Annotated in this window: 15 protein-coding genes; 7 read left to right on the forward strand and 8 right to left on the reverse strand. The window is 65.6% G+C overall.

The features are described 5' to 3' along the window. Positions 1–86 precede the first annotated feature (86 nt). A complete protein-coding gene (locus MTR65_RS08040; protein ID WP_243798937.1) occupies positions 87–2,075 on the forward strand; it encodes a S9 family peptidase in 1,989 nt (662 codons plus the stop codon). A 67-nt stretch (positions 2,076–2,142) separates the two neighbouring features. Here MTR65_RS08040 and dapA read toward each other — a convergent pair whose 3' ends face one another. Continuing rightward, entirely contained in the window at positions 2,143–3,024 is an 882-nt protein-coding gene (dapA, locus tag MTR65_RS08045) for a 4-hydroxy-tetrahydrodipicolinate synthase (protein WP_148628043.1), read from the reverse strand. Positions 3,025–3,127: 103 nt separating this feature from the next. On the opposite strand from dapA, the gene MTR65_RS08050 reads away from it, so the two are divergent. After that, the gene (locus tag MTR65_RS08050) at positions 3,128–5,104 is read left to right on the forward strand and encodes a lytic transglycosylase domain-containing protein (protein ID WP_243798938.1); all 1,977 of its coding nucleotides are present in this window, start codon (positions 3,128–3,130) and stop codon (positions 5,102–5,104) included. Positions 5,105–5,253: 149 nt separating this feature from the next. Here the strand turns inward: MTR65_RS08050 and MTR65_RS08055 are convergent, their stop codons facing one another. Next, on the reverse strand, positions 5,254–6,678 hold the full coding sequence (locus MTR65_RS08055; RefSeq protein WP_243798940.1) for a glycoside hydrolase family 27 protein: 1,425 nt from the start codon (positions 6,676–6,678) through the stop codon (positions 5,254–5,256). 124 nt (positions 6,679–6,802) lie between these two features. Here MTR65_RS08055 and greB point away from each other — a divergent pair, with 124 nt between their 5' ends. From greB to MTR65_RS08070, 3 genes are all read left to right on the forward strand, one after another. Then, a complete protein-coding gene (greB, locus tag MTR65_RS08060; protein ID WP_243798942.1) occupies positions 6,803–7,291 on the forward strand; it encodes a transcription elongation factor GreB in 489 nt (162 codons plus the stop codon). Between the two features lie 117 nt (positions 7,292–7,408). Continuing rightward, positions 7,409–7,831: a TPM domain-containing protein gene (locus MTR65_RS08065; RefSeq protein WP_243798944.1), complete on the forward strand. Its 423-nt coding sequence runs from the start codon at positions 7,409–7,411 to the stop codon at positions 7,829–7,831. Beyond that, positions 7,828–8,325 (forward strand): hypothetical protein, encoded by a 498-nt coding sequence (locus MTR65_RS08070; protein ID WP_243798947.1) that lies wholly within the window; start codon positions 7,828–7,830, stop codon positions 8,323–8,325. The genes MTR65_RS08065 and MTR65_RS08070 overlap by 4 nt, the downstream gene beginning before the upstream one ends. 87 nt (positions 8,326–8,412) lie before the next feature. Here MTR65_RS08070 and MTR65_RS08075 read toward each other — a convergent pair whose 3' ends face one another. Further along, positions 8,413–9,084 (reverse strand): outer membrane protein, encoded by a 672-nt coding sequence (locus MTR65_RS08075; protein ID WP_243798949.1) that lies wholly within the window; start codon positions 9,082–9,084, stop codon positions 8,413–8,415. Between the two features lie 241 nt (positions 9,085–9,325). On the opposite strand from MTR65_RS08075, the gene rlmN reads away from it, so the two are divergent. After that, positions 9,326–10,651 carry a dual-specificity RNA methyltransferase RlmN gene (gene rlmN, locus MTR65_RS08080; protein WP_243798951.1) on the forward strand — a complete coding sequence of 442 codons (1,326 nt, stop codon included), beginning with the start codon at positions 9,326–9,328 and terminating at the stop codon, positions 10,649–10,651. 198 nt (positions 10,652–10,849) lie between these two features. Here the strand turns inward: rlmN and paoC are convergent, their stop codons facing one another. The 4 genes from paoC to MTR65_RS08100 all read right to left on the reverse strand — a co-directional run bounded on the left by paoC (position 10,850) and on the right by MTR65_RS08100 (position 17,238). Continuing rightward, positions 10,850–13,051, reverse strand: coding sequence for an aldehyde oxidoreductase molybdenum-binding subunit PaoC (paoC, locus tag MTR65_RS08085; RefSeq protein ID WP_243798953.1), 2,202 nt, complete (start codon positions 13,049–13,051; stop codon positions 10,850–10,852). Further along, entirely contained in the window at positions 13,048–14,004 is a 957-nt protein-coding gene (locus tag MTR65_RS08090; RefSeq protein ID WP_243798955.1) for an FAD binding domain-containing protein, read from the reverse strand. The genes paoC and MTR65_RS08090 overlap by 4 nt, the downstream gene beginning before the upstream one ends. Then, positions 14,001–14,645, reverse strand: a complete 645-nt coding sequence (paoA, locus tag MTR65_RS08095) for an aldehyde dehydrogenase iron-sulfur subunit PaoA (RefSeq protein ID WP_243798957.1) — start codon at positions 14,643–14,645, stop codon at positions 14,001–14,003. The genes MTR65_RS08090 and paoA overlap by 4 nt, the downstream gene beginning before the upstream one ends. Positions 14,646–14,961: 316 nt before the next feature. Then, a complete protein-coding gene (locus tag MTR65_RS08100; protein ID WP_243798959.1) occupies positions 14,962–17,238 on the reverse strand; it encodes an FdhF/YdeP family oxidoreductase in 2,277 nt (758 codons plus the stop codon). A 246-nt stretch (positions 17,239–17,484) separates the two neighbouring features. Here MTR65_RS08100 and MTR65_RS08105 point away from each other — a divergent pair, with 246 nt between their 5' ends. Then, the gene (locus MTR65_RS08105) at positions 17,485–18,606 is read left to right on the forward strand and encodes a zinc-binding metallopeptidase family protein (protein ID WP_243798962.1); all 1,122 of its coding nucleotides are present in this window, start codon (positions 17,485–17,487) and stop codon (positions 18,604–18,606) included. Here MTR65_RS08105 and MTR65_RS08110 read toward each other — a convergent pair. Continuing rightward, positions 18,599–21,382 (reverse strand): DUF3857 domain-containing protein, encoded by a 2,784-nt coding sequence (locus MTR65_RS08110; RefSeq protein ID WP_243798964.1) that lies wholly within the window; start codon positions 21,380–21,382, stop codon positions 18,599–18,601. The genes MTR65_RS08105 and MTR65_RS08110 overlap by 8 nt on opposite strands. Positions 21,383–21,484: the final 102 nt, after the last annotated feature.

Below are 21,484 nucleotides of genomic sequence, written 5' to 3' on the forward strand. Positions count from 1 at the left end.
GAAACTAATTATGGATTTTACAGAATCGCAGGTTATTCTCACCCTGCCGGTCATGGGGGACCGGCCAAGGGGGATATCTTTTTCGTATGCTCGCAAGTAGCCGCCGAACACGGCGCAATCTGGCACGCCTGCTGGGCGCCAGCCTTCTTTGCGGGGCTCTACCTGCCCTGAGCACCGCTCCTGCCTTCGCCGCTGCGCCCGAACCGCCTGCGCTCGAGGCCTACGGTAGTCTTCCTTCGGTTATCGATTTCGCGATATCGCCGGATGGCACCCGAACCGCCGCGATCCGTTACTTCGAGGGGCAGTTCTGGCTACTCATTCTCAATTCGCAGATCCAGCCAATCACGCGCTTGCCAATGGGCACGAACAAGTTCCGCGGCCTGACCTGGGCCGACGACGAGACGATCCTCATCACCAATTCGGCGACAGTGTCGCTGGGCATGAATTTCACGGCCTCCAAGTACGAGATGACCGGGACAATCATCGTCCCTCTCAATGCCGAGAACGCCAGCGGCCTTATCTTCAAAAAGACCCGCAAGATCGCCAACACCACCCGCGGCGCACATGGCATCCGCCGGGTCGATGGCAAGACCATCGGCTACTACGGTGGCATTGAACTGGACGTCAACCGCAAGGGCGATTCGCATTTTGTCCATGGCCGCCCGACGCTTTACGCCGTGGACCTGGCGAGCAACCGGGCGAATCAGGTCGCGCATGCCGCCGGCGAAGATCACTGGCGCGACTGGCTGGTCGACGGTCAGGGCGTGGTCGCCGCGACACTCGAAACCGACACCCGCAACGGCGACTGGGACATCGTCAACGCCCACGGAGACGAACTGGCCCGAGGTAACAACCCCACGCACAGCGCAAACCTCATTGCCTTTGGCAAGGACGGGCGCACCATCGTCTATGAGCTACGCGACGAACAAGGCCGCGACCGCTGGTTCGAAGTGCCCCTTGCTGGCGGCGAAGCCGTCGAATACTTGCCCGGCATCGACCTCGAACGGCTCTACACCGATCCGCGCAACGGACAGATCATGGGGTACCGCGAAGCGGGTGAGAGCCCGAAGACGGTCATGTTCGATCCCCAGCTCGACACCAAGCTGGCGATGATCTTCAAGGCCTTTCCCGGTCGCAATCCACGCCTTCAGGACTGGACGGCGAACTTCGATCAGGTGATTGTCCATACCGAAGGGAACGCGGACAGCGGCACCTGGTACTGGGTCGACGTCCCCGGCCGCAGAGCCGAAGCCATCGGCGACGACCGCCCCGCTATCGAGACCTCCCAGGTCGGCCCGGTTTCGGCCTTCGAATACACCGCTGGCGACGGCCTCGAACTCGATGGCGTGCTCAGCCTGCCTCCGGGGCGCGAGGCACGTGACTTGCCGCTCGTCGTCCTGCCTCACGGTGGCCCGCATGCGAGCGACGAGGTCGGCTTCGACTGGTGGGCCCAGGCCTTTGCCTCGCGCGGCTATGCGGTCTTCCAGCCCAACTTCCGAGGTTCCACGGGGCGCGGCAACCAGCTGCGCAATGCCGGCCATGGTGAGTGGGGCCGGGCCATGCAGACAGACATCTCGGATGGCGTGCAAGCGCTGGCCGAAAAGGGAATCGTCGATCCCACAAGGGCCTGCATCGTGGGCGCAAGCTACGGCGGCTATGCGGCGCTCGCGGGGGTCACGCTGCAGCAGGGCCTCTACCGCTGCGCGGCCTCGGTCGCGGGCGTCTCGGACGTCGCGCTCATGTACCGCACTGACATCTACGAGAGCGGTGGCTCGCACATGGTGCGCAATTCGCTTCGGGAGAACCTGGGCGACAGGGACGATTTCGACGCAATCTCGCCGCGCCGCCATGCCGAGGATGCCGACGCCCCGATCCTGCTCGTGCACGGCAAGGACGATACGGTCGTGCCCTTCGAGCAGAGCAGCAAGATGGCCGATGCGCTGAAGGACGCGGGCAAACCCTATGAGGTCGTGGTGCTCGACGAAGAGGATCACTGGCTCTCACGCGCCGAAACCCGCAAGGCCATGCTGAAAGCCGTGGTCGGCTTCGTCGCGAAGCACAACCCGGCGGACTGACCACGAAAAGGGGGGCGGCCTTACGGCCCGCCCCCTTCTTCTATTCATCGCTGTCTGGCCGGAAGGCTCAGAGCAGACCGGCGTGAACCAGCGCTTCGTCCACGGCCTTGCGCGCGGTGTCGTTGCAGGGGACGAGCGGCAGGCGCAGCTCGTTCTCCATCCAGTCGTGGACCTGCGCCAGCGCGTACTTGCACGGCCCCGGCGAGCTGTCCTCGAACATGGCGTAGTGCAGCGGGTAGAGCTTGTCGTTGAGCTCGCGCGCACGGGCCAGGTCATTGGCCGCACAGGCCGCCTGGAACTCGGCGCACAGGGCCGGCGCCACGTTCGCCGTCACCGAGATGCAGCCCGCACCGCCCGCCGCGTTGAAGGGCAGCGCCAGTTCGTCGTCGCCCGAGAGCATGCAGAAGTCCTTGCCGATCCCCATGCGGTGATCGGTCACGCGGCTGAGGTCGCCGCTTGCATCCTTGATGCCGATGATCTTGCCGGGATAGCGGCGCGCCAGCTCGCACACGGTCTCGGGCTTGAGGTCCGAGACCGTGCGGCCCGGCACGTTGTAGAGCAGGATCGGCAGTTCGGCATGCTCGGCCAGATAGGCGAAGTGCGCGAAGAGGCCTTCCTGGCTCGGCTTGTTGTAATAGGGCGCGACGACGAGGGCCGCGGTGGCCCCGCACTTCTTCGAGAAATTCATGTGGAGAAGTGCGTTCATCGTGTCGTTGCTGCCGCAGCCCGCAATGACCGGGACCCGGCCAGCGGCCTGCTCGATGCAGACTTCGATGACGCGGTGGTGCTCGGCGTTGGAAAGCGTGGAATTCTCACCCGTCGTGCCGCACGGCACAAGCGCCGAGGAACCGCTTTCGATCTGCCAGTCGACCAGGCGGCGAAACGCCGCTTCATCGAACGCACCGTCGCGAAACGGTGTGACAAGTGCCGGTATGGACCCCGAGAACATGGACTTTACCCCTAGTGATGCGCAATTGTTCGGGCTGGCCATCGGGAACATGTCCCGCCGCCAAGCCTTACGTTCAGGGCCTGATAAGGAGCCACCCTCCACGATGTCCAGTATGTTGCGAGTTTCTTCTCTCCTGGCGACGGTTGCGCTCGGCGCACTCCCCTCGCCCTCCATGGCCCAGGAATCGGCCCAGGAGGCCCGGGAATGGGACCTTGCGCGCGCCCGTCAGTCCCAGGACATCGACATTCGCGTCCACCAATCCATCGACGACTGGCGCCGCGTGGTGGCCAGCGACCGACTCGATTTCGGCACCTACGCCAGCTTCCTGCTCACCTATCCGGGCTATCCGCAGGAAGAGAAGATTCGCGGCTACGCCGAAAAGGCAATGCTGCGCGAATCGCCCGAGCCGCGCACCGTGCTCTCCTTCTTCGACCGCTTCCCCCCGCTCGGCAACGAAGCGGCTGGCCGCTATGCGACGGCCCTTGCCGCCGTGCGCCGCGACGATGCGCTGGACAAGGCCCGCGCAGCCTGGCGCGGCGGCGACCTGACCGAGAACGCGGAAACCACCCTGCTCTCCCTCTACCGCAACCAGTTCACCCCGGCCGATCACGACGCGCGCATGGATGCGCTCCTGTGGCAGGGCCAGACGCCGCAGGCCGAACGGCAGATCTCGTTCGTCTCCCCTGCGCGCCGCCCCGTCTTCATGGAGCGCCTCGCCCTGCTTCAGGGGACCGCACCCGGCACGCTCGGCCTCGATCTTCCCGGCGATGTCGCGACCGATCCCGGCTATGCGTACAACCGTGTCTCGCAGGCACGCCGCAACGGCAACCTTCCCGGCGCCATCGCCTTTCTGGTCAACCGTCCCAAGCTGCGCGAGCCGGTGCCCGAGCCCGAGAAGTGGGTGCGCGAACTGCTGACCGCCGCGCGCGGCACCGGTCCGTCGAACGCGGTCGCCATCGCCGCGTCGATCGACGACGCCTTCGCGCCCGGCACCGACATTTCCCGCCTCTCCTACCGCCTGCGCGACGATTACACCTCGCTCGTGTGGCTGGGCGGAACCAAGGCGCTGTGGTCGCTGGGCGATGCGCGCCGCGCCGCGCCGCTGTTCTACCGCTACGGCGCGGCTGCGCAGACACCCGGCACGCGCTCCAAAGGCTTCTACTGGGCAGGACGTGCGCTCTCCAAGGCAGGCGATGAAAGCGGCGCACGCCGCTACTTCGAGATGGCCGCGCAGTACCCGCACTATTTCTACGGCCAGCTTTCGCTCGAACGCCTTGGCCGTCCGCTACCCGATCTCGACACCCGCTCCAACGCGCAGCCCACGCCGGCCCAGCGTGCCGAGTTCAACGCAAGGCCCATCACCAAGGCCGTGCGTGACGTGGCCCGCAGTGCCGACTGGCGCACTGGCGTCCAGTTTTTCCGCGAAATCGCAGGCCAGGCCGAGACCGAGATCGAGCACAAGCTTGTCGCCGACCTTGCCCGCGAAATCGGGCGGCGCGACCTTGCCGTAATCCTGGGCCAGAGCGCGCACGGTGAAGGCCACGATGCCTTCGGCGCCGTCGCCTTCCCGACCATGCCGCTGCCCTCCGGTGCGGACTGGACCATGGCCCACGCGCTCACCCGGCAGGAAAGCCAGTTCGCCCAGAACGCGATCAGCCATGCAGGTGCGCGCGGGTTGATGCAGCTCATGCCCGCGACCGCGCGTGAAACGGCAGGCAAGCTCGGCCTTTCCTATTCGGTCGACAAGCTGACGGCCGATCCGGTCTACAACATCCAGCTGGGCACCGGCTTTTTCGCGCGGATGATGGATTACTATGGAGGCGCCCGTCCGCTGGCGATTGCCGCCTACAACGCAGGTCCCGGCAACGTGAACAAGTGGGTGCGCGCCAACGGCGACCCGCGCAAGGGCGAGATCGAATGGGTCGACTGGATCGAGCAGATCCCGTTCTACGAGACCAAGAACTACGTCATGCGCGTACTTGAGAACGCAACTGTCTACGAGGCGATGTATCCCGACAAGGGGGACTATAAGGGCCCCAACCTCACCTCCAAGCTGATGGGTAAGCGCACCCCGGGTTAGAAGAAGAAGGACAAACCAAGGGGCCATCGCCCCTTGACCCCAAAATTGGCGACCTCACCTTTCACAGCCAGCGCGGCGCGCGAGAGGTGAGGTCGACAGTTTGGGGAGCCCGAGGGCGGTGGCCCTCGGAATCACTCCTTATTTCTTCCTCAAACCAGCGGCGTCAGCTTGTAGAGCTTCGCCCCATGCCCCGGCACCTGCGCCGTGACAGTGCCCTTAACATCGCCCCTATCCCGGCGCTCCCAGAGGTCACGCAGCAGGAAACTGCCGACAAGTCCCACCCTGTCGAGCTGGACCGAAACCTCGCGCGCCTCGGGCGCGAGGTTGAACAGCGCCAGATAGATCTCGAAACCGCGCGGCCCTCGCGCGGTCCAGACCTTGAGGCCGTCCTCCAGAAAGTGCGGCGCGTTCGCGGTCGAGTTCTGATTGACTTCCAGCACCTCGGGATTGGTCAGCAGGGCCAGGGTCGCCGCATCAAGATAGCGCAGGTCCCCGCCCATGATGAGCGGCGAGCGGGCGATCGACCACAGCGTCATCAGCGTGACCTGTTCGTCAGGCGTGAACTTGGTGTCCCGGTCGCCCAGCGCGAGCCGCCCGAGCGGCAGCATGTCCGCGTCCGGCCAGGAGCCCGGGCCCATCCACATGTTCCAATTCTCCAGCCGGGTAAACTGCGCGGCAAGCAGGCCCCAATCGTCCCAGAAGTCGTCCGAGATACGCCACATCTGCGCGTGCTGGCGCACGTGGCCTCCGCGCGGCACCGGCGTTTCCCCCGGCGAAAGGCTGAGCACCATCGGACGGCCGCAACGTGCAATGGCCTTGGCCGCCGCCTCGATTTCGGGCGCGTGGGCATCGTAGGGGCGGCTCATGTCGTCCATCTTGATGAAGTCGACGCCCCAGCTCGCGTACATGCGAAAGAGCCCGTCGTAGTATTCCTGCGCGCCGGGCTTGGTCATGTCGACGCCATACATGTCCGGGTTCCACGGGCACACGCTGGAGGTGTCGGCGATGTCGCGCGCGGTGTAGGGCGTGCCCTCGATCGGCAGGTCCAGCTTCACGGCATGGCGCGCGATCCCGCGCATGACGTGGATGCCGAACTTGAGGCCGAGTGCATGGACCCTACCCGCCAGCGGCGCGAAGCCCTGCCCGTCCTTGGCAGACGGGAAGCGATTGGGTGCGGGCTGGAGGCGTGCATGGGCATCGAGCGCGGGCACCGGGTTGGGATTGTAGGAGTAGCTCGTCGCATCGGGCTCATACCACTGGATGTCCACGGTGAAGACATCGTAGCCGAAGGGCAGCAGTTTCTCGGCCATGATGGCCGCCGTTTCCAGCGACTGCTCCTCGTTGATCGTGCCCGCAAAGCTGTTCCAGCTGTTCCAGCCCATCGGCGGCCTCGGCGCGAGATCGGTGACCGGAGGCAGCGCGTCCGCCTGCGCAGCCGTGCCGCCGCTCGCCTGTACCTTTGCCCCCGTCGCCGCTAGGGCGGAAAGCGGCACCGCGCCCGCGACCACGCCGGAAAGGCCCGCTGCGGCCTGGAGGGCCTTGCGGCGCGAAAGGTCGATGCTCGTCTTCGTCATGTCCGGTCCTTTCTCCCGTGAACTCTCGCGCCCCTTTTGTCCGACTAATAACCGGATCGCAAGCCGGGGACGAAGATCGCAAGCCATCTTGGCCCCGCCTCTCCCGCGCCGTATGACACAGCCCATGAAACCCGAAGGCCCGCCCATCACCCCTGCCGGATTTGCCGCCCTGCGCGCGCGTTACGACCACCTCCTGGGCAAGGAGCGCCCCGAGATCGTCGAGATCGTCTCGTGGGCCGCGGGCAATGGCGACCGCTCGGAAAACGGGGACTACCTCTACGGCCGCAAGCGCATGCGCGAGATCGACCGCGAACTGGGCTATCTGGCCCGGCGCATGAAGAAGGTGCGCGTGATCGACCCTTCCCGCCAGGTCGAGCGCGGCAAGGTCTTCTTCGGCGCGACTGTCGAACTGGCGGACGAGGACGACGAACGCATGGTCGTGACCCTTGTCGGGGACGATGAGCAGGACGCCAGCCAGGGCCGCATCGGCTGGAGCGCTCCGCTCACCAAGGCGCTTCGCGGCGCGGCCATCGGCGACCTGCGTACGGTGCGCCTGCCATCGGGCGCGAAGGAATGGGAAGTCATGACCATCACCTACCCCGAGCAGGACTGAGGCATGGCCCTCGTTCTGCCCTTGAAGTGGAGGCTAGGCGCACTCATCGCGCTTGCGCCCCTTAGCCTCTCCGCCTGTGGAAGCGCACCTGCCGCAGACACGCAGCACGGACAGGCAGTGTCCGCGCCAGCGCCCGCACTCGCGTTGACCGGGCGCGTGGTCGATGCGGCCAACATCCTTTCGGCCCAGGAAGAGGATGTCCTGTCCGACCGCCTCGCAGCGCTTGAGGCACGTACAGGTCACCAGATGGTCGTCGCCACGACACCCGACCTTCAGGGGCAAGCCATCGCACACTATTCTCTGGCGCTCGCTCGCGCCTGGCGGATCGGACGCGCACATCATGACGACGGTGTGCTTATCCTCGTCGCACCCCACGAGAAATCGGCAAGAATCGAAGTCGGCTATGGTCTTGAAGATCAACTGACCGATCCGTTGTGCGCCGAAATCATGGACGACGTCATGGTCCCGCGCTTTCGCAAATCCGACTACGCCGCAGGGCTGAGTGCCGGCGTTGATGCCCTGATCGCGCTCCTCCCATGAGACGAGTCTTGCTCTTCGGACTTGGCGCCCTGTGCGCAGCGCTCGCGACACCGGTCAGCGCGCGCGAAAGCCTGGGGCTCTATGGCGACTGGGGCGTGTTCCGCGATCCGGTGGTGCCGCGCTGCTATGCCATTGCCAAGGCCGCGCCCAGCCAGCTCTGGCGCGACTATGAGCCGTTTGCCGCCATCGGCACATGGCCCAAGCGCGGACGGCGCAACCAGCTGCATTTCCGCGTCTCGCGCGCGATGGCCAAGGGCAGCGCGATCTCTCTACGCGTAGGTTCCGAGCGCTTTCGCCTGATCGGCGGCGGCGGCGATGCCTGGCCTGCCGACGATGCCCAGAACGCGGCGATCATCGCGGCCATGCGCGCCGCCCCGCGCATGACGCTGAGCGCGACCGGCGCCAAGGGTGGACGCTTCTCGAACACCTGGGAACTTCAGGGCGCCGCCTCGGCCATCGACTCCGCGCTGCTGGGCTGCGCGCGCCTGCGTTGAAACCGACAAGTCCCGCACAACGGAAAAGGGCGGACGACCTTTCGGTCCTCCGCCCTTCCCGCTCGGTGGTCGTGAAACCAGTTCAGATCAGAAGCGCACGCCCACGCCAGCCATGACCTGGTGGCGGTCGAAGTCGACATCGAAGCGCGAGCTGTCGGGAATGTCGGCACCATAGTCGATCTCGGCGCGGCCATAGTTGGAGTAGCGGTACTCAACCTTGGCGAAGACGTTGTTGGTCACCGCCTGCTCGACACCGGCACCGATGCGCCAACCGTCGGCGTCAACATCGCGCTCGTAGCGGGTGCCTTCGAACGCGTTGTTCACGTCGAACTTGGCGTTGGTGTAACCACCCTTGGCATAGATCATGGTCGAGGGGGTGACGATGTAACCGGCGCGCAGGCCCGCATAGATGTCGCGGCTGGCGCTGACATCGCCGATGCCGAAGCCACCGAAGTTGCCGTCCTCGAAGTCGGTGTCGCCGGTCGACCAGGTGATTTCCGCCTCGGGGCCGACCACGAAGCGCTCGCCGATCTTGAGGTCGTAGCCCGCGCCCACGCCGTAGGTGAAGCCATCCATGCCCTCGTCGTTGTCGTACTGGGGCATGTCATCGATGCTGCTGCCAGCTTCCACACGGTCATAGCCGCCCAGCGCCTCGACGTGGAAACCCTCGAAGGGACCGACCGGACCGACATTCTGCGCCATCGCGGGGGTTGCGAGCGCGGTGGTTCCGGCGGCGAGAGCAATCACGATCTTTTTCATTCTGAAACTCCAGTCTTGTTGTCATGTGCGAGCTTGCGACCCGCATGGACCTCTCAAATGCGGCGTATGGGCGCGGAGTTTCATGAACGTAAGACAACGAAATTATTGATGTTTTTTGGCAACACCAGCTCGACAGGACGCATCTGGCGCGCGATGGATTCCGGGAACGAACAGGCCGATTTCGGCGTTCGCGCGGCCATCTTTCGCTCAAGGCCCAAATCGGGTATAGGCGAGCCCAATCATGACAGACACGAATTCCCAGCCCTCCGGGGGGATCATGACGATCCCCGGCCCGAACGAACCGATGCCCGTCCCGCGCCCGACGCTGGTTGACGGCGTGACCCCGCGTGAAGATGGCCGCACCGATCTCATCGGTCTGCCCAAGACCCGCATCGCCGAACTGTTCGAGGCCGCCGGTCTCGACAAGAAGGCGGCCAAGCTGCGCGCCAAGCAGGTCTACCACTGGCTCTACCACCGCGGCGTGACCGAGTTCGAAGCGATGACCGACATCGCCAAGACCATGCGCCCCTGGCTGGCCGAGCGTTTCGTCGTCGGCCGCCCGGAAATCGTGCAGGCCCAGCATTCCAGTGACGGCACCCGCAAGTGGCTGCTGCGCACCGCGGACAACCACGACTACGAAATGGTCTTCATCCCCGATGCGGACCGCGGCACGCTGTGCGTATCTTCGCAGGTCGGCTGCACGCTAAACTGCCGCTTCTGCCACACCGGCACGATGCGCCTCGTACGCAACCTGACGGTGGGTGAGATCGTGGGCCAGGTCATGCTCGCGCGCGATGCGCTGGGCGAATGGCCCAAGTCCGCCTCGGACACGCGCCTTGCCACCATGGCCGGGCTCGATGAGGACGAGGATGAAGGCTCGTACAGCGCGGACGGGCGCCTGCTCACCAACATCGTGATGATGGGCATGGGCGAACCGCTCTACAACTTCGACAACGTGCGCGATGCTCTGAAGCTCGTCATGGACGGCGATGGCCTTGCCCTCTCGCGCCGCCGCATCACGCTCTCGACCTCGGGCGTGATCCCGCAGATCGAGCGGTGCGGCCAGGAAATCAGCGTCAACCTTGCAGTCTCGCTCCACGCGGTAACCAAGGAAGTGCGCGACGAGATCGTGCCGATCAACAAGAAGTACGGCATCGAGGACCTGCTGCAGGCCTGCGCCGACTATCCCGGTGCGAGCAACGCGCGGCGCATCACCTTCGAATACGTGATGCTCAAGGACAAGAACGACAGCGACGAGGACGCGCGCGAACTGGTCCGCCTGCTCAAGAAGTACAAGCTGCCCGCCAAGGTGAACCTCATCCCGTTCAACCCCTGGCCCGGCGCGGCCTATGAATGCTCGACGCCCGAGCGCATCAAGTCGTTCTCGAACATCGTCTTCGAGGCGGGCATCTCAGCGCCTGTGCGCACCCCGCGCGGGCGCGACATCGATGCGGCCTGCGGCCAGCTCAAGACCGCCGCCAAGAAGATGAGCCGCGCCGAGATCGACCGGCTCTACGCGGAAAAGGACAAGGAAGTAGTCGAGGAACTGGCGCAGCTTCCCGAATAAGGAAGGCAGGATTCAAGGGGGCATCACCCCTTGACCCCACAACGGGCCACCTCACCAAGCTCGGCCAAGGTAGCGCGCGGGACGTGAGCTGGACATTATGGGGAGCCCGAGGGCGATGGCCCTCGGATCTATTTCCTGGACATGCAAAATAGGGCGGCCGGATCACTCCGACCGCCCTTTTTCATGCACTCTGACACCTCAGACAGCGGGCAGCTGGTCGAGGTACTTGTCGAGCGTCAGCGGGTACTCGCGCACGCGCACGCCGGTTGCGTTGTAGAGCGCGTTGGCGACCGCCGCACCCACGCCGCACAGGCCCAGTTCGCCCACGCCCTTGGCCTTCATCGGCGAGGCAATGGCGTCGAGTTCGTCGAGGAAGATCACTTCCTGGTGCGGGATGTCGGCGTGCACCGGCACTTCGTACCCGGCAAGGTCGTGGTTGACGAAGAAGCCGAAGCGGGTGTCGACCGCCAGCTCCTCGGTCAGCGCGCCGCCCACACCCATCGTCATCGCACCAATCACCTGGCTTCGCGCCGAGATCGGGTTGAGGATGCGCCCGGCTGCGCAGGCCGCGAGCATGCGGCGCACGTAGGTCTCGCCCGTGTAGGCATCGACCGCGATCTCCACGAAGTGCCCGGCAAAAGTCGACTGCTGGTACTTCTTGGAAAGCTCGTCGTATTCGACCGAGTCTTCCGCCACGATTTCGCCCGAGGCGGTGGCTTCGGTGAGCTTGCGACTCTCGCCCCCGGAGCGAATTTCGCCATCGGCAAATTCGGCCGTGTTGGGGTCCATCGCAAAGCGCTCCGCAATATCCTCGCGCAACTTCACGCAGGCAGCATAAACGCCCGAGGTCGAGTTCTGCGCGCCCCACTGGCCGCCCGAGCCGCACGAGGCCGGCATGTCGGAATCGCCCAGCGTGACCGTGACGTCCTCCAGCGGCAGACCCAGCATCTCCGCCGCGGTCTGAGCAAGGATGGTGTAGGAGCCGGTGCCGATGTCGGTCATGTCGGTCTCGACCGTCAGCTTGCCGTTGCTCGACAGGCGCACGCGCGCGGCCGACTTCATCTGGACCGAGTTGCGGAAGCCCACGGCCATGCCGTGGCCGATCAGCCAGCGGCCCTCGCGCATGCCGCCCGGCGTTTTGTTGCGCTTGTCCCAGCCGAAAGCCTCGGCGCCGCGGCGCAGGCATTCGACCATCATGCGGCTCGAATAGGGACGGTTGGGCGTCTCGGGATCGACCTGCGTGTCGTTGACGATGCGCAGCTCAACCGGGTCCATGCCCAGCTTCTCGGCCAGTTCATCCATCGCGCCTTCCAGCGCCATGAGGCCCGCCGTCTCGCCCGGCGCGCGCATCGCGTTCGCTTCGGGAAGGTCAAGGCGGGCAATGCGCTGCGCGGTGTAGCGGTTGGCCCCGGCGTAAAGCAGGCGCGTCTGGGCAATGCCGTTCTCGCCTTCCTGACCCGCCAGGTTGCCCGAAGTACACTCGTGCGAGATCGCGGTCAGGCGCCCGTCACGCTCGGCGCCAAAGCGCAGGCGCTGGATTGTGGCCGAACGGTGCGTGGTGTTGTTGAACACCAGCGGACGGTCGAGCATGACCTTGACCGGACGGCCCGCCTTCTTCGCAGCCAGCGCGGCCACGACCGCATCGACACGCACGAACAGCTTGGCGCCGAAACCGCCACCCAGGAACGGACTGTCGAGACGGACATTGGCCGGGTCGAGATCGAGCATCTTGGCGACCGCCTGCTTGCTCCAGGCAATCATCTGGTTCGAGGTCCAGATGGTGAGCTTCTCGCCTTCCCACGCCGCGATGCTGGCGTGAGGCTCCATCATCGCGTGGCTCTCGTGCGGGGTCTCGTAGGTCACGTCGATCGAGACCGGCGCCGAGGCATAGGCGGCCTCGAAATCACCGACCTTACTGACGTCGGGACCGTCCGAGCCTTCGACGAGAGGGGCATCGGGGGCAAGGGCGTGGAAATCGTGGTTGCCCTGCGTGCGCTCGTAATCGACGCGCACGAGCTTGGCCGCTGCACGGGCCTGCTCGAAGGTCTCGGCCACCACGAGCGCGAGCGCCTGGTGGTAGAAGCGGATTTCCGAACCGCCGAACAGCGGCACGGTGTGCCCCATGCCGAGCGGCAGTTCATCGACCTCGGTCGTCGTCAGGATGGTGATGACGCCGGGCTGCGCCTTGGCCTCGGCCAGATCGATGCTGCGCACGCGGCCCTTGGCGATGGCCGAGGGCACGATGTAGCCATAAGCCTGATTCGCCGCGACATCGTGGCGCTCGTAGGCGTAGGGCGCGTGGCCGGTCACCTTGAGCGGGCCGTCGATACGGGTGGTGGGCTGACCGACAACGCGCTGGCGGTCGATGACGGTGTCGCCTGCAGGGGTGGTGTACTTCATGCCGCCTCTCCTCGAGCCTTGGCCATGACGCCCGCGAGCGTGCGCTCGACAAGGGCGATCTTGAACGCGTTCTGATCGGTGGGGCTGGCCCCCTGCGTGAGCGCACGCGCGGCAGCCTTCACGTCAGGCAGCGCCGCATCGGCCGCCTCGACACGCCAGGGGCGCGGGGCGATCCCGCCGATGGCGACCCGGCCCTTGCCATCCGCGTCGAGCACGGCGGCAACCGAGACCAGCGCGAAGGCGTAGGAGCGGCGGTCGCGCACCTTATGGTAGATATGCGTGCCGCCAAGGGGCTTGGGCAGGGTCACAGCCGTGATCATCTCGCCCGGCTCCAGCACGGTCTCGATGTGCGGGGTATCGCCCCAGAGGCGGTGAAACTCCCCCAGCGGGATGGCGCGGGTCGTGCCGTCGGCCTTGACCGTCTCCACCACCGCGTCGAGCACGCGCAGCGCTACGGCCATATCGCCCGGGTAGGTCGCGATGCAGGCATCGCTGACACCGACAATGCCCAGCTGGCGACTGACGCCCTCCTTGGCCGCGCAGCCGCTCCCGGGCTTGCGCTTGTTGCAGGCCTGGTTGGTGTCATAGAAATAGGGGCAACGCGTGCGCTGGAGCAGATTGCCGCCCGTTGTCGCCTTGTTGCGCAGCTGGCCCGAGGCGCCCGCCACGATGGCGCGCGAAAGGACGGCGTAGTCGCGCTTGACCCGCTCATCACTGGCGAGCGCCGTGTTGCTGACAAGCGCGCCGATGCGCAGGCCGCCCTCGTCGGTTTCGGTGATCGCATCGAGCCCGGTTCCCGTCACGTCGACAAGGTGGCGCGGGGTTTCGATCTCGAGCTTCATCAGATCGAGGAGGTTGGTGCCGCCTGCGATGAACTTGGCGCCGCCCGCGCGCGCCGCCGCGGCAGCCGCTTCGGCGGGGCTCGAAACGCGTTCGTAGCTGAAGGGCTTCATGCGCGCTCTCCTGCGACTTCGGCCATGGCTTCGGCGATGTTGGAATAGGCGCCGCAGCGGCAGATATTGCCGCTCATGCGTTCGCGCATCTCGATGTTGCTGGCTTCCATCGGTCCTGTCAGTTCGGCGCTCACGTGGCTGGGAACCCCATCGGCAATTTCCTTCAGAACCGAGACGGCCGAGCAGATTTGGCCCGGGGTGCAGTATCCGCACTGATAGCCATCGTGCTTCACGAACGCGGCCTGCATGGGGTGGAGGTTCTCGGGCGTGCCGAGGCCTTCGATGGTGGTAACCTCGTCGCCTTCGTGCATGACCGCAAGGCTGAGGCAGGAATTGATGCGCTCACCATTCACGATCACCGTGCAGGCGCCGCACTGGCCGTGATCGCAGCCCTTCTTGGTGCCGGTCAGCTTCACATGCTCGCGCAGAGCGTCGAGCAGCGTGGTGCGCGTGTCGAGTTCGAGCGTCTCGCTCTTGCCGTTGATCCGCATTGAAACGGTCTGCATCGCAATAGCCCTTTCCGCGACGGGAGTGGAGGCCGCAAAGGCGACCTGTGGCGAAATCGATCCGGCTGCCAGCCCTGCCGCGCCGCTGGCGAGCACGCCGCGCCGGGACACCGAGAAATAGTCGGGTTGATCCATCGGGAAAGCTTCTCCGTCCTGTGCCGCGCACCTATCCTCGGGGGCGATGTCCGGACCACGCCCCCTTGCAAGGCGCGAGCGACCCGTTTTCCTGCGCCCGGTGCGCGTGTTTTCCTGCCTGTTTGCCCGCAGGCATCGAGAACGCAGCGCCTCGACGCCAGAATACGAAAGGGCTCCGAAACCCAAATGGTCCGGGGCCCCTCGCCTAAGCTAATGCGTATGCGGCGCACTCGTTCCGCAAACGCACACGAAACGACACTGTAAATAATTCACCGTCGCAATGAGCGGTCCGCATCGGGACCGGCGACGGCGGTCCTCAGGGCTCGATACGAACCGGAATGCCCTTGCTCGCGGGCACCTTGGCCAGCTCGTCGTGGTACCACAGCGGCACCAGCGGATTGAGCTCGGGAAAATAGCCGACCACCGCTCCCTTGGGCAGATCGTAGGCGCGTACCGACAGCCCGGAAACGCGGCGCTCGATGTTGTCGTCCACTTCGGTGACGAGCGAGACCTGCTGGTATTCGTGCAGGCCCAGACGCGCGATTTCCTCGGGGCTGACCAGCACGATCATGCGGTTGCCCTCCAGCCCGCGCAGGCGGTCGGAGAAGCCGTAGATCGTGGTGTTGAACTGGTCGTTCGAGCGCAGCGTGACAAGGTGCATACCGCCCGGATTGCCGCGAATGCCACAGGCGTTGAGAACGCTGGGCGTGGTGAACTCGGCCTTGCCACTTTCGGTCTTCCAGATCCGTTCATGCGCCGGATTGCCGCGGTAGAAGCCGCTCGGCTCGTGCATGCGCGAGTTCATCTCGTAGAACTGATCAGGATAGGTCCGCGCGATGAGGTCGCGGATGCGGGCATAGTCGCCGCGCCAGGCATCCCATTGCCACTTCGGGTTGGGATCGAGGGTGGCCTTGGCGATCTCGCAGATGATCGCGGTCTCGCTCATCAGGTGCTCGCTCGCGGGCTTGCGCTTGCCCTTCGAGGCCGAAACGTGGCTGAAGCTGTCCTCCATCGAGACCCACTGGTTGCCGGTCGCCTGGATGTCCTCCTCGGCGCGCACGAGGCAGGGCAGCAGCCAGGCCTCCTTGCCCGGCATGCAGTGCGTCTTGTTGAGCTTGGTCGCGACGTGGACGGTCAGCTCCATGTTGCGCCAGGCCGGATAGACCCGGTCATGGTCGGGAATCGCCCGCGCCAGGTTGCCGCCAAGACCGATAAAGCCGGTGTTGGTACCCGCCAGCAGCGCCTCCAGAAACTCGACGGTGGTGTGGCCGTCCTCCTGCGGGGTCTCCAGATCCAGAACCTCCCGGTACTTCTCGACCGGGGCGAGCGCGACCTTCTCGGTGATGCCGACGGTGCGCTGGCCCTGCACGTTGGAGTGCCCACGGATCGGCGAGCAGCCGGCGCCCTGACGGCCCATGTTGCCGCCCAGAAGCAGCAGGTTGACCAGCATGCCGATGGCCTGGTTGCCATGCACGTGCTGGGTCAGGCCCATGCCGTAAATGCCGATCACCTTGGTGGCATCGGCGTAGATGTCGCCAGCCGCTTCCATCTCGGCGCGGGTGACGCCGCTGGCCTCTTCCAGTTCGTCCCAGTTCGTGGCGGCCAGCTTTTCCAAGAGGCTCTCAAGGCCGTTGGTGTGCTGTTCGAGGAACGCGGTGTCGAGGACGCGCCGGCTGCCGCGCGCCTTGGCGTCCTCGTCGCGTTCGAGAACGCGCTTCATCGTGCCCATCAGCGCCGCGATATCGCCGCCCGGGCGCACCTGCAGGTAGAGCTGGCTCATCTTCGTGGCCTTGCCGAAGGTCATCTGCAGCGGGTTCTGGGGGCTGCGAAACTCGGTAAGGGCCTTTTCCTTCAGGGGGTTGAAGACGACAATCTTGCATCCGCGCTTCACCGCCTTCTGCAAGGGGTGGAGGATGCGCGGGGAATTCGTCCCCGGGTTCTGCCCCATGTAGAAAATCGCGTCGCAGTGCTCGAAATCCTCCATCTGGCAGGTGCCGACGGGCGAGCCGACAACCTTCTTGAGCGCGACCGAGGTCGTCTCGTGGCACATGTTGGAGCTGTCGGGCAGGTTGTTGTGCCCGTACATCCGCGCGAAGATCGCGTAGAGGTAGCTGGGCTCCAGCGCCGCCTTGCCGCTGGCGTAGAAGGTCACCCCCTTGGGATCGAGCGTGCGCAGCTTGGCGCCAATGGCCTTGAACGCTTCGTCCCAGCTCGTCGGAACGTAGCGGTCGACCTCGGGCTCGTAGCGCATGGGGTGCGTCAGGCGCCCTTCCATCTCCAGCTCGTAGTCCGACCACATCGCCAGTTCGCTGACGGTATGCTGGGCGAAGAATTCGGGCGAGCAGCGGTCGGTGGTCAGGTCCCACAAGGTGGCCTTGGCGCCATTTTCGCAGAATTCGAAGGGCTTGGGCTTTTCCGACTTCACCCACGCGCAGGAAGTACACATCGTGCCGCCCGGCTTGTTGAGCTGGCGCAGGGTGTCGAGCACGGACGGGCCCGCCTTCTGCGAACGTTCAATGCGCGAAATACCCTTGAGCGATCCCCAGCCCCCTGCCGATCCCTTGTAACCCTGCACCTTGGGGGCCTTCGTCATTCGTATTCTCCCGATATTCCTGTGCGCGCAATGCGCGACGCCTAGCGCTGGTTCCACGTTTCGCAAAGGGCCCGCAAGGGGTAAGCATTCCAATGGTATAGGAACTGCCACCTTACGGCGCACAACACTTTGACGCGCCGCCCTTCATCTCGTCGCGAACCTTACGCGCCTTCCATGCGTTATGCGAGCCACGAGACGGCGCCCCGCCGCTTATCCAGAAGTCCTGTTTCGGGAACGAGAGTGTCCATGCACGCCTTTGCCTGCCCCAACTGCCACCAGCCGATCCATTTCGAGGCGCGCCTGTGCCCGCATTGCCAGGCAACGCTCGGCTACGACCCCGTCCTCGACGCCTTTCGCCACCTGACCGACGGAGCCACGCGCTGGCGCGGCGAGGACGGCGGCGCGCGCGACGTGGTGGTGTGCGCGAACAACAACGAGCACGCGATCTGCAACTGGCTGGTGGAACCGGACGAGCCTTCGCACCTGTGCCGGGCCTGCCGTCACAACCGCACGATCCCCGATCTTGCCGAACCGTCCGTGCCGCCACGCTGGGCGCGGATCGAGGCGGCCAAGCGGCGCATGGTTCACACGCTCCTCAAGCTGGGCCTGCCGATGGAGACCAAGGCGCAAGAAGCGCCCGGGCGCCAGGGCCTGGCCTTCGATTTCCTGTATGATCCGGCGGCCGAGAACGATGAGGCTCCGCAGGTCATGACGGGCCATGCCTCGGGCCTCATCACGCTCAACCTGATCGAAGCCGACGATGCCGAGCGCGAGCGCATCCGCCAGAACATGGGGGAGCCCTACCGCACGCTGCTCGGCCATTTCCGCCACGAAGTCGGCCACCACTACTGGTCGCGCCTGGTCGAGACGGACCCGGACAGCCTCGCCGAATTCCGCGAAATCTTCGGCGATGAGCGGATCGACTACCAGCGGGCGCTGACCGAGCACTACAACGGTAACGGCAACACCGTGTGGACCGACGCCTATGTCAGCTACTATGCGACCTCGCACCCCTGGGAGGACTTCGCCGAAACCTGGGCGCACTACCTGCACATGGTGGACCTGCAGGCAACGGCCGAGAGCTTCGACCTCTCGCTACACCTGCCCGGCGAAAGCGCCGACGCCACGCCCGGCAACGACGTCGAGGTCCGCTTCGATCCCTACCGCGCCGATGCCGCAACCCTCGCCCGGCACATGGAGCCGATCGCCTTTGCCTTGAACTCCATGAACCGCGCCATGGGGATCGGAGATCTCTACCCCTTCCGCCTGTCACGAACCATCGTCGCCAAGCTCGACTTCATCGCCCGCCTCGTCGCGAAGAACCGCGTCGAGGCGGGCGGGAAGGCCCGGCCTGTGGCGGCTACTTGAGGCCGTAGAGCGCGAAATCGCGGGCCTGGCCGGGCCAGAAGCGATCCATGTAGGCGATGAAGTCCTTGCCGCTGTCATCGCCCAGCCGCTGCTGCGCCACGGCGCGGAAGTACCGGCTTGACGTCTGGTCCGGCGCAAGGTTGATGGCCGCATCGGCATCGGCGAGAGCCTTGGCAGGCTCTCCCAGCTGCAGCCAGGCAAGGGCCCGGCTGTCGAGCGCAGCGGCGGCCCTCGAGGACTGTTCGACCGCCTTGTCGCACGTCTCGATCATGCCCTCGGTACCCACCTTGAAGCGCGCACGGTACCAGCACGAATTGTTATAGAGGTACCCCTGCCCGGGACGCTCCTCGATCAACTCATTGATGGCGGCGAGACCTTCTTCCGCGCGGCCGCCATAGGCCAGAACCTCGGCGCGCAGATCCACGAACTGAGGATGCTGGGTGCCGTAATCATCGTACTCGTCCAGCAGCGCCAGCGCCTCCTCGACCTTGCCGTTGCGTCCCAGCGCACCGGCGAGGCCAAGTACGGAAGCCGAGGAGGGATCGATCTCGAACGCCTTCCTGTAGGAGGGCAGAGCATCTTCGAAGCGGTCCATGGCGAACAGGACCGAACCGCGCGAGCGGTAGGTTCCCGCAGCCGGGTCAAGCTCCAGCGCCTTGTCGTAATCGGCCAGCGCGCCTTCCAGGTTCGCGGTGCGCCAGCGAAACAGCGCGCGGTTGGTATATCCAAACGCCTTGTCCGGTTCGCGCGCGATCACCTTGGCGTAGGCCTCTTCGTAAGGTTTCAACCGTCCCTCGTAGGCGGGCATGGGCAGCTGCCATTGGCGCACCGCATCGCCGGGCGCGAGGAGGAAGATGGCGGAATTGGAGATCCGCGCGGCCTTGCCCTTCTCGGCCGCGATGGCCTCGCTTGGCACTTCGCCGCCCAGCCCCTCGACCCGCTCGGTCACGGTGAGGGTCTGTCCCTCCAGCTGCGCACGGCGCACGAAGTGGGTGGTGCCATAGCTCATGTCGAGCTCGGGGCGCCCGCGCAGGAGATAGCCGTCCTCATCCTCGGGCAGGAGAACGGTCAGTTCGGTCACCTGCAGCGTGGGCGCGCCGGTGTCGACCGGGATCTCGCGCCAGGCCGGTCGGGCGCGGTCGGGCGAAAAGTCGACGTCCTGGCTTGGCAGGTCCGCAAAGTCCTGGCGCTTGCGCGAGCCCTGCCGGCTCCAGGCGGTGGTGCGGATGCCGCTGACATCGACATGGGCAATGCCCTGCTCCTCGTCGAAGGACATCGAACCTTCGGTCACGACCAGTCCGTCCAGCGTCGAGGAGGCGAACTTGTCGATCAGCTCGTCCTTCTGGTCCTCTCCAACCTGCTTGATGACCGCGCCAAGACCCACGCCCACCGGCCCTGACAGCGTCGCCCGAGCGGTGACGAGCACAGGCAGATCGACCCCGCCCCGCTCGTCGAACGTCAGCTTGACGAAAGCCTGCGGGGTCGCAGGGACACGCGGGGCCAGAGCCATCACGCCCGTCCCCTCGGCCCGGATCGGCAGGACGTGACGGAACGGCGGGGTGTCGGCAATGTTACTCATGCGCGTGCCCGCCGACGTGCCATCGAGCCAGTAGTCGGTCCCCCCGATGTTCGCCTTCACCAGCACGTGATCGAACGCGCTGGGCATGGGCAAAAGGTCGGGAATGGCATCGCTGGCCGAGGAGTGGACGAGCACCGCCTCGCTGGAGATGTCCAGTTCATGGAGCAGTGAGAGCAGGAGCAGTGTCTTGGCCTTGCAGTCACCGTAGCGCAGCTGCCAGGTTTCGTCGGGAGCCTGCGGCTCGTAGTTGCCCGAGGCCATCCCGTTCATCAGGTAACTGACCTTGTCCTGGACGAGGCGGGTCGCCAGCGCGGCGCGTTCCAGCGGATCGGCGCTCGCCGCGCGGATCGTCGCGACTTCGCCTGCGAGCGCGCTGCCCTGCGCGATACGCCCCGCCGGATCGTACAATGGCGCGAAGATGCTGGAGACGTCCTCCCAGGACGAGAAGGTCCCGGCCTGGATCAGCGCGGGGCGCCGGTAGCGGACCGGCGAATCGGAGGGCATGTCTTCGGGCTCGGGCAGCGGGAGCGCAACGGTGAGACGGTGCTCGCCGCCCTTGCTGGTTTCCTCCACCGCAACGTCGACGGGGCCTGTCTGCCAGCGCACGCCTTCATCCTCGGGCCAGGAGACGATGTCGCGCGCAAAGCCTGCCTCGGTGGGAGCTGCGAACAGGACGTTGGTCATCTGGACCTCGCCCTTGAGTGTGGGGTCCTTGATCGACTGGGTGAAGGCGATGCGCAGCACGTCGCCCAGTTCAAGCCCCGGAACCGCGAGCGTTGCGGTCAGCGCGCCATCGAGCGTGCGCTTTTCCAGCTGGGTCTCCCGGCGCAGAACGGTGTATTTCGCGCCGCCTTCCAGCACGTCGATGCGTTTGTCTCCACGCAGGATCTCGACCCTGTGGATGGTGAGATCGCCCTTGTCCGGGAGCCACGAGGCGGTGCTCGTTCCCGCCTGGGTCAGCGCCTGGGGCGCATCGAGCTTGAAGGCCCGGTCGACATAGATCGACAGCGTACCGTCCTCGATGCGTTGCTGCATGTCGTAGAGCGCCAGCGGGGTGGAGGACGAGGTATCGATGACATCCGCATCGACTTCCTCGACCCAATCGGGCGCAGGCGCATAAAGCACCTCCTCGCCCGCCATGGCCGTACCTGCCGCCAGCAACGAAACCCCGGCCAGGCACAGAGAAACAAACCGCATCATACCCCCTCAAGAATTACTCGGAGGAAGAGTGGCAAGAACGCCGCGCCAAGGCAAGGTGGCTCACCTCCGACTTGGGGTTAAACTATTGCACAAGTCGTG

This window comes from Novosphingobium mangrovi (assembly GCF_022818885.1).
GTDB lineage: Bacteria > Pseudomonadota > Alphaproteobacteria > Sphingomonadales > Sphingomonadaceae > Novosphingobium > Novosphingobium mangrovi.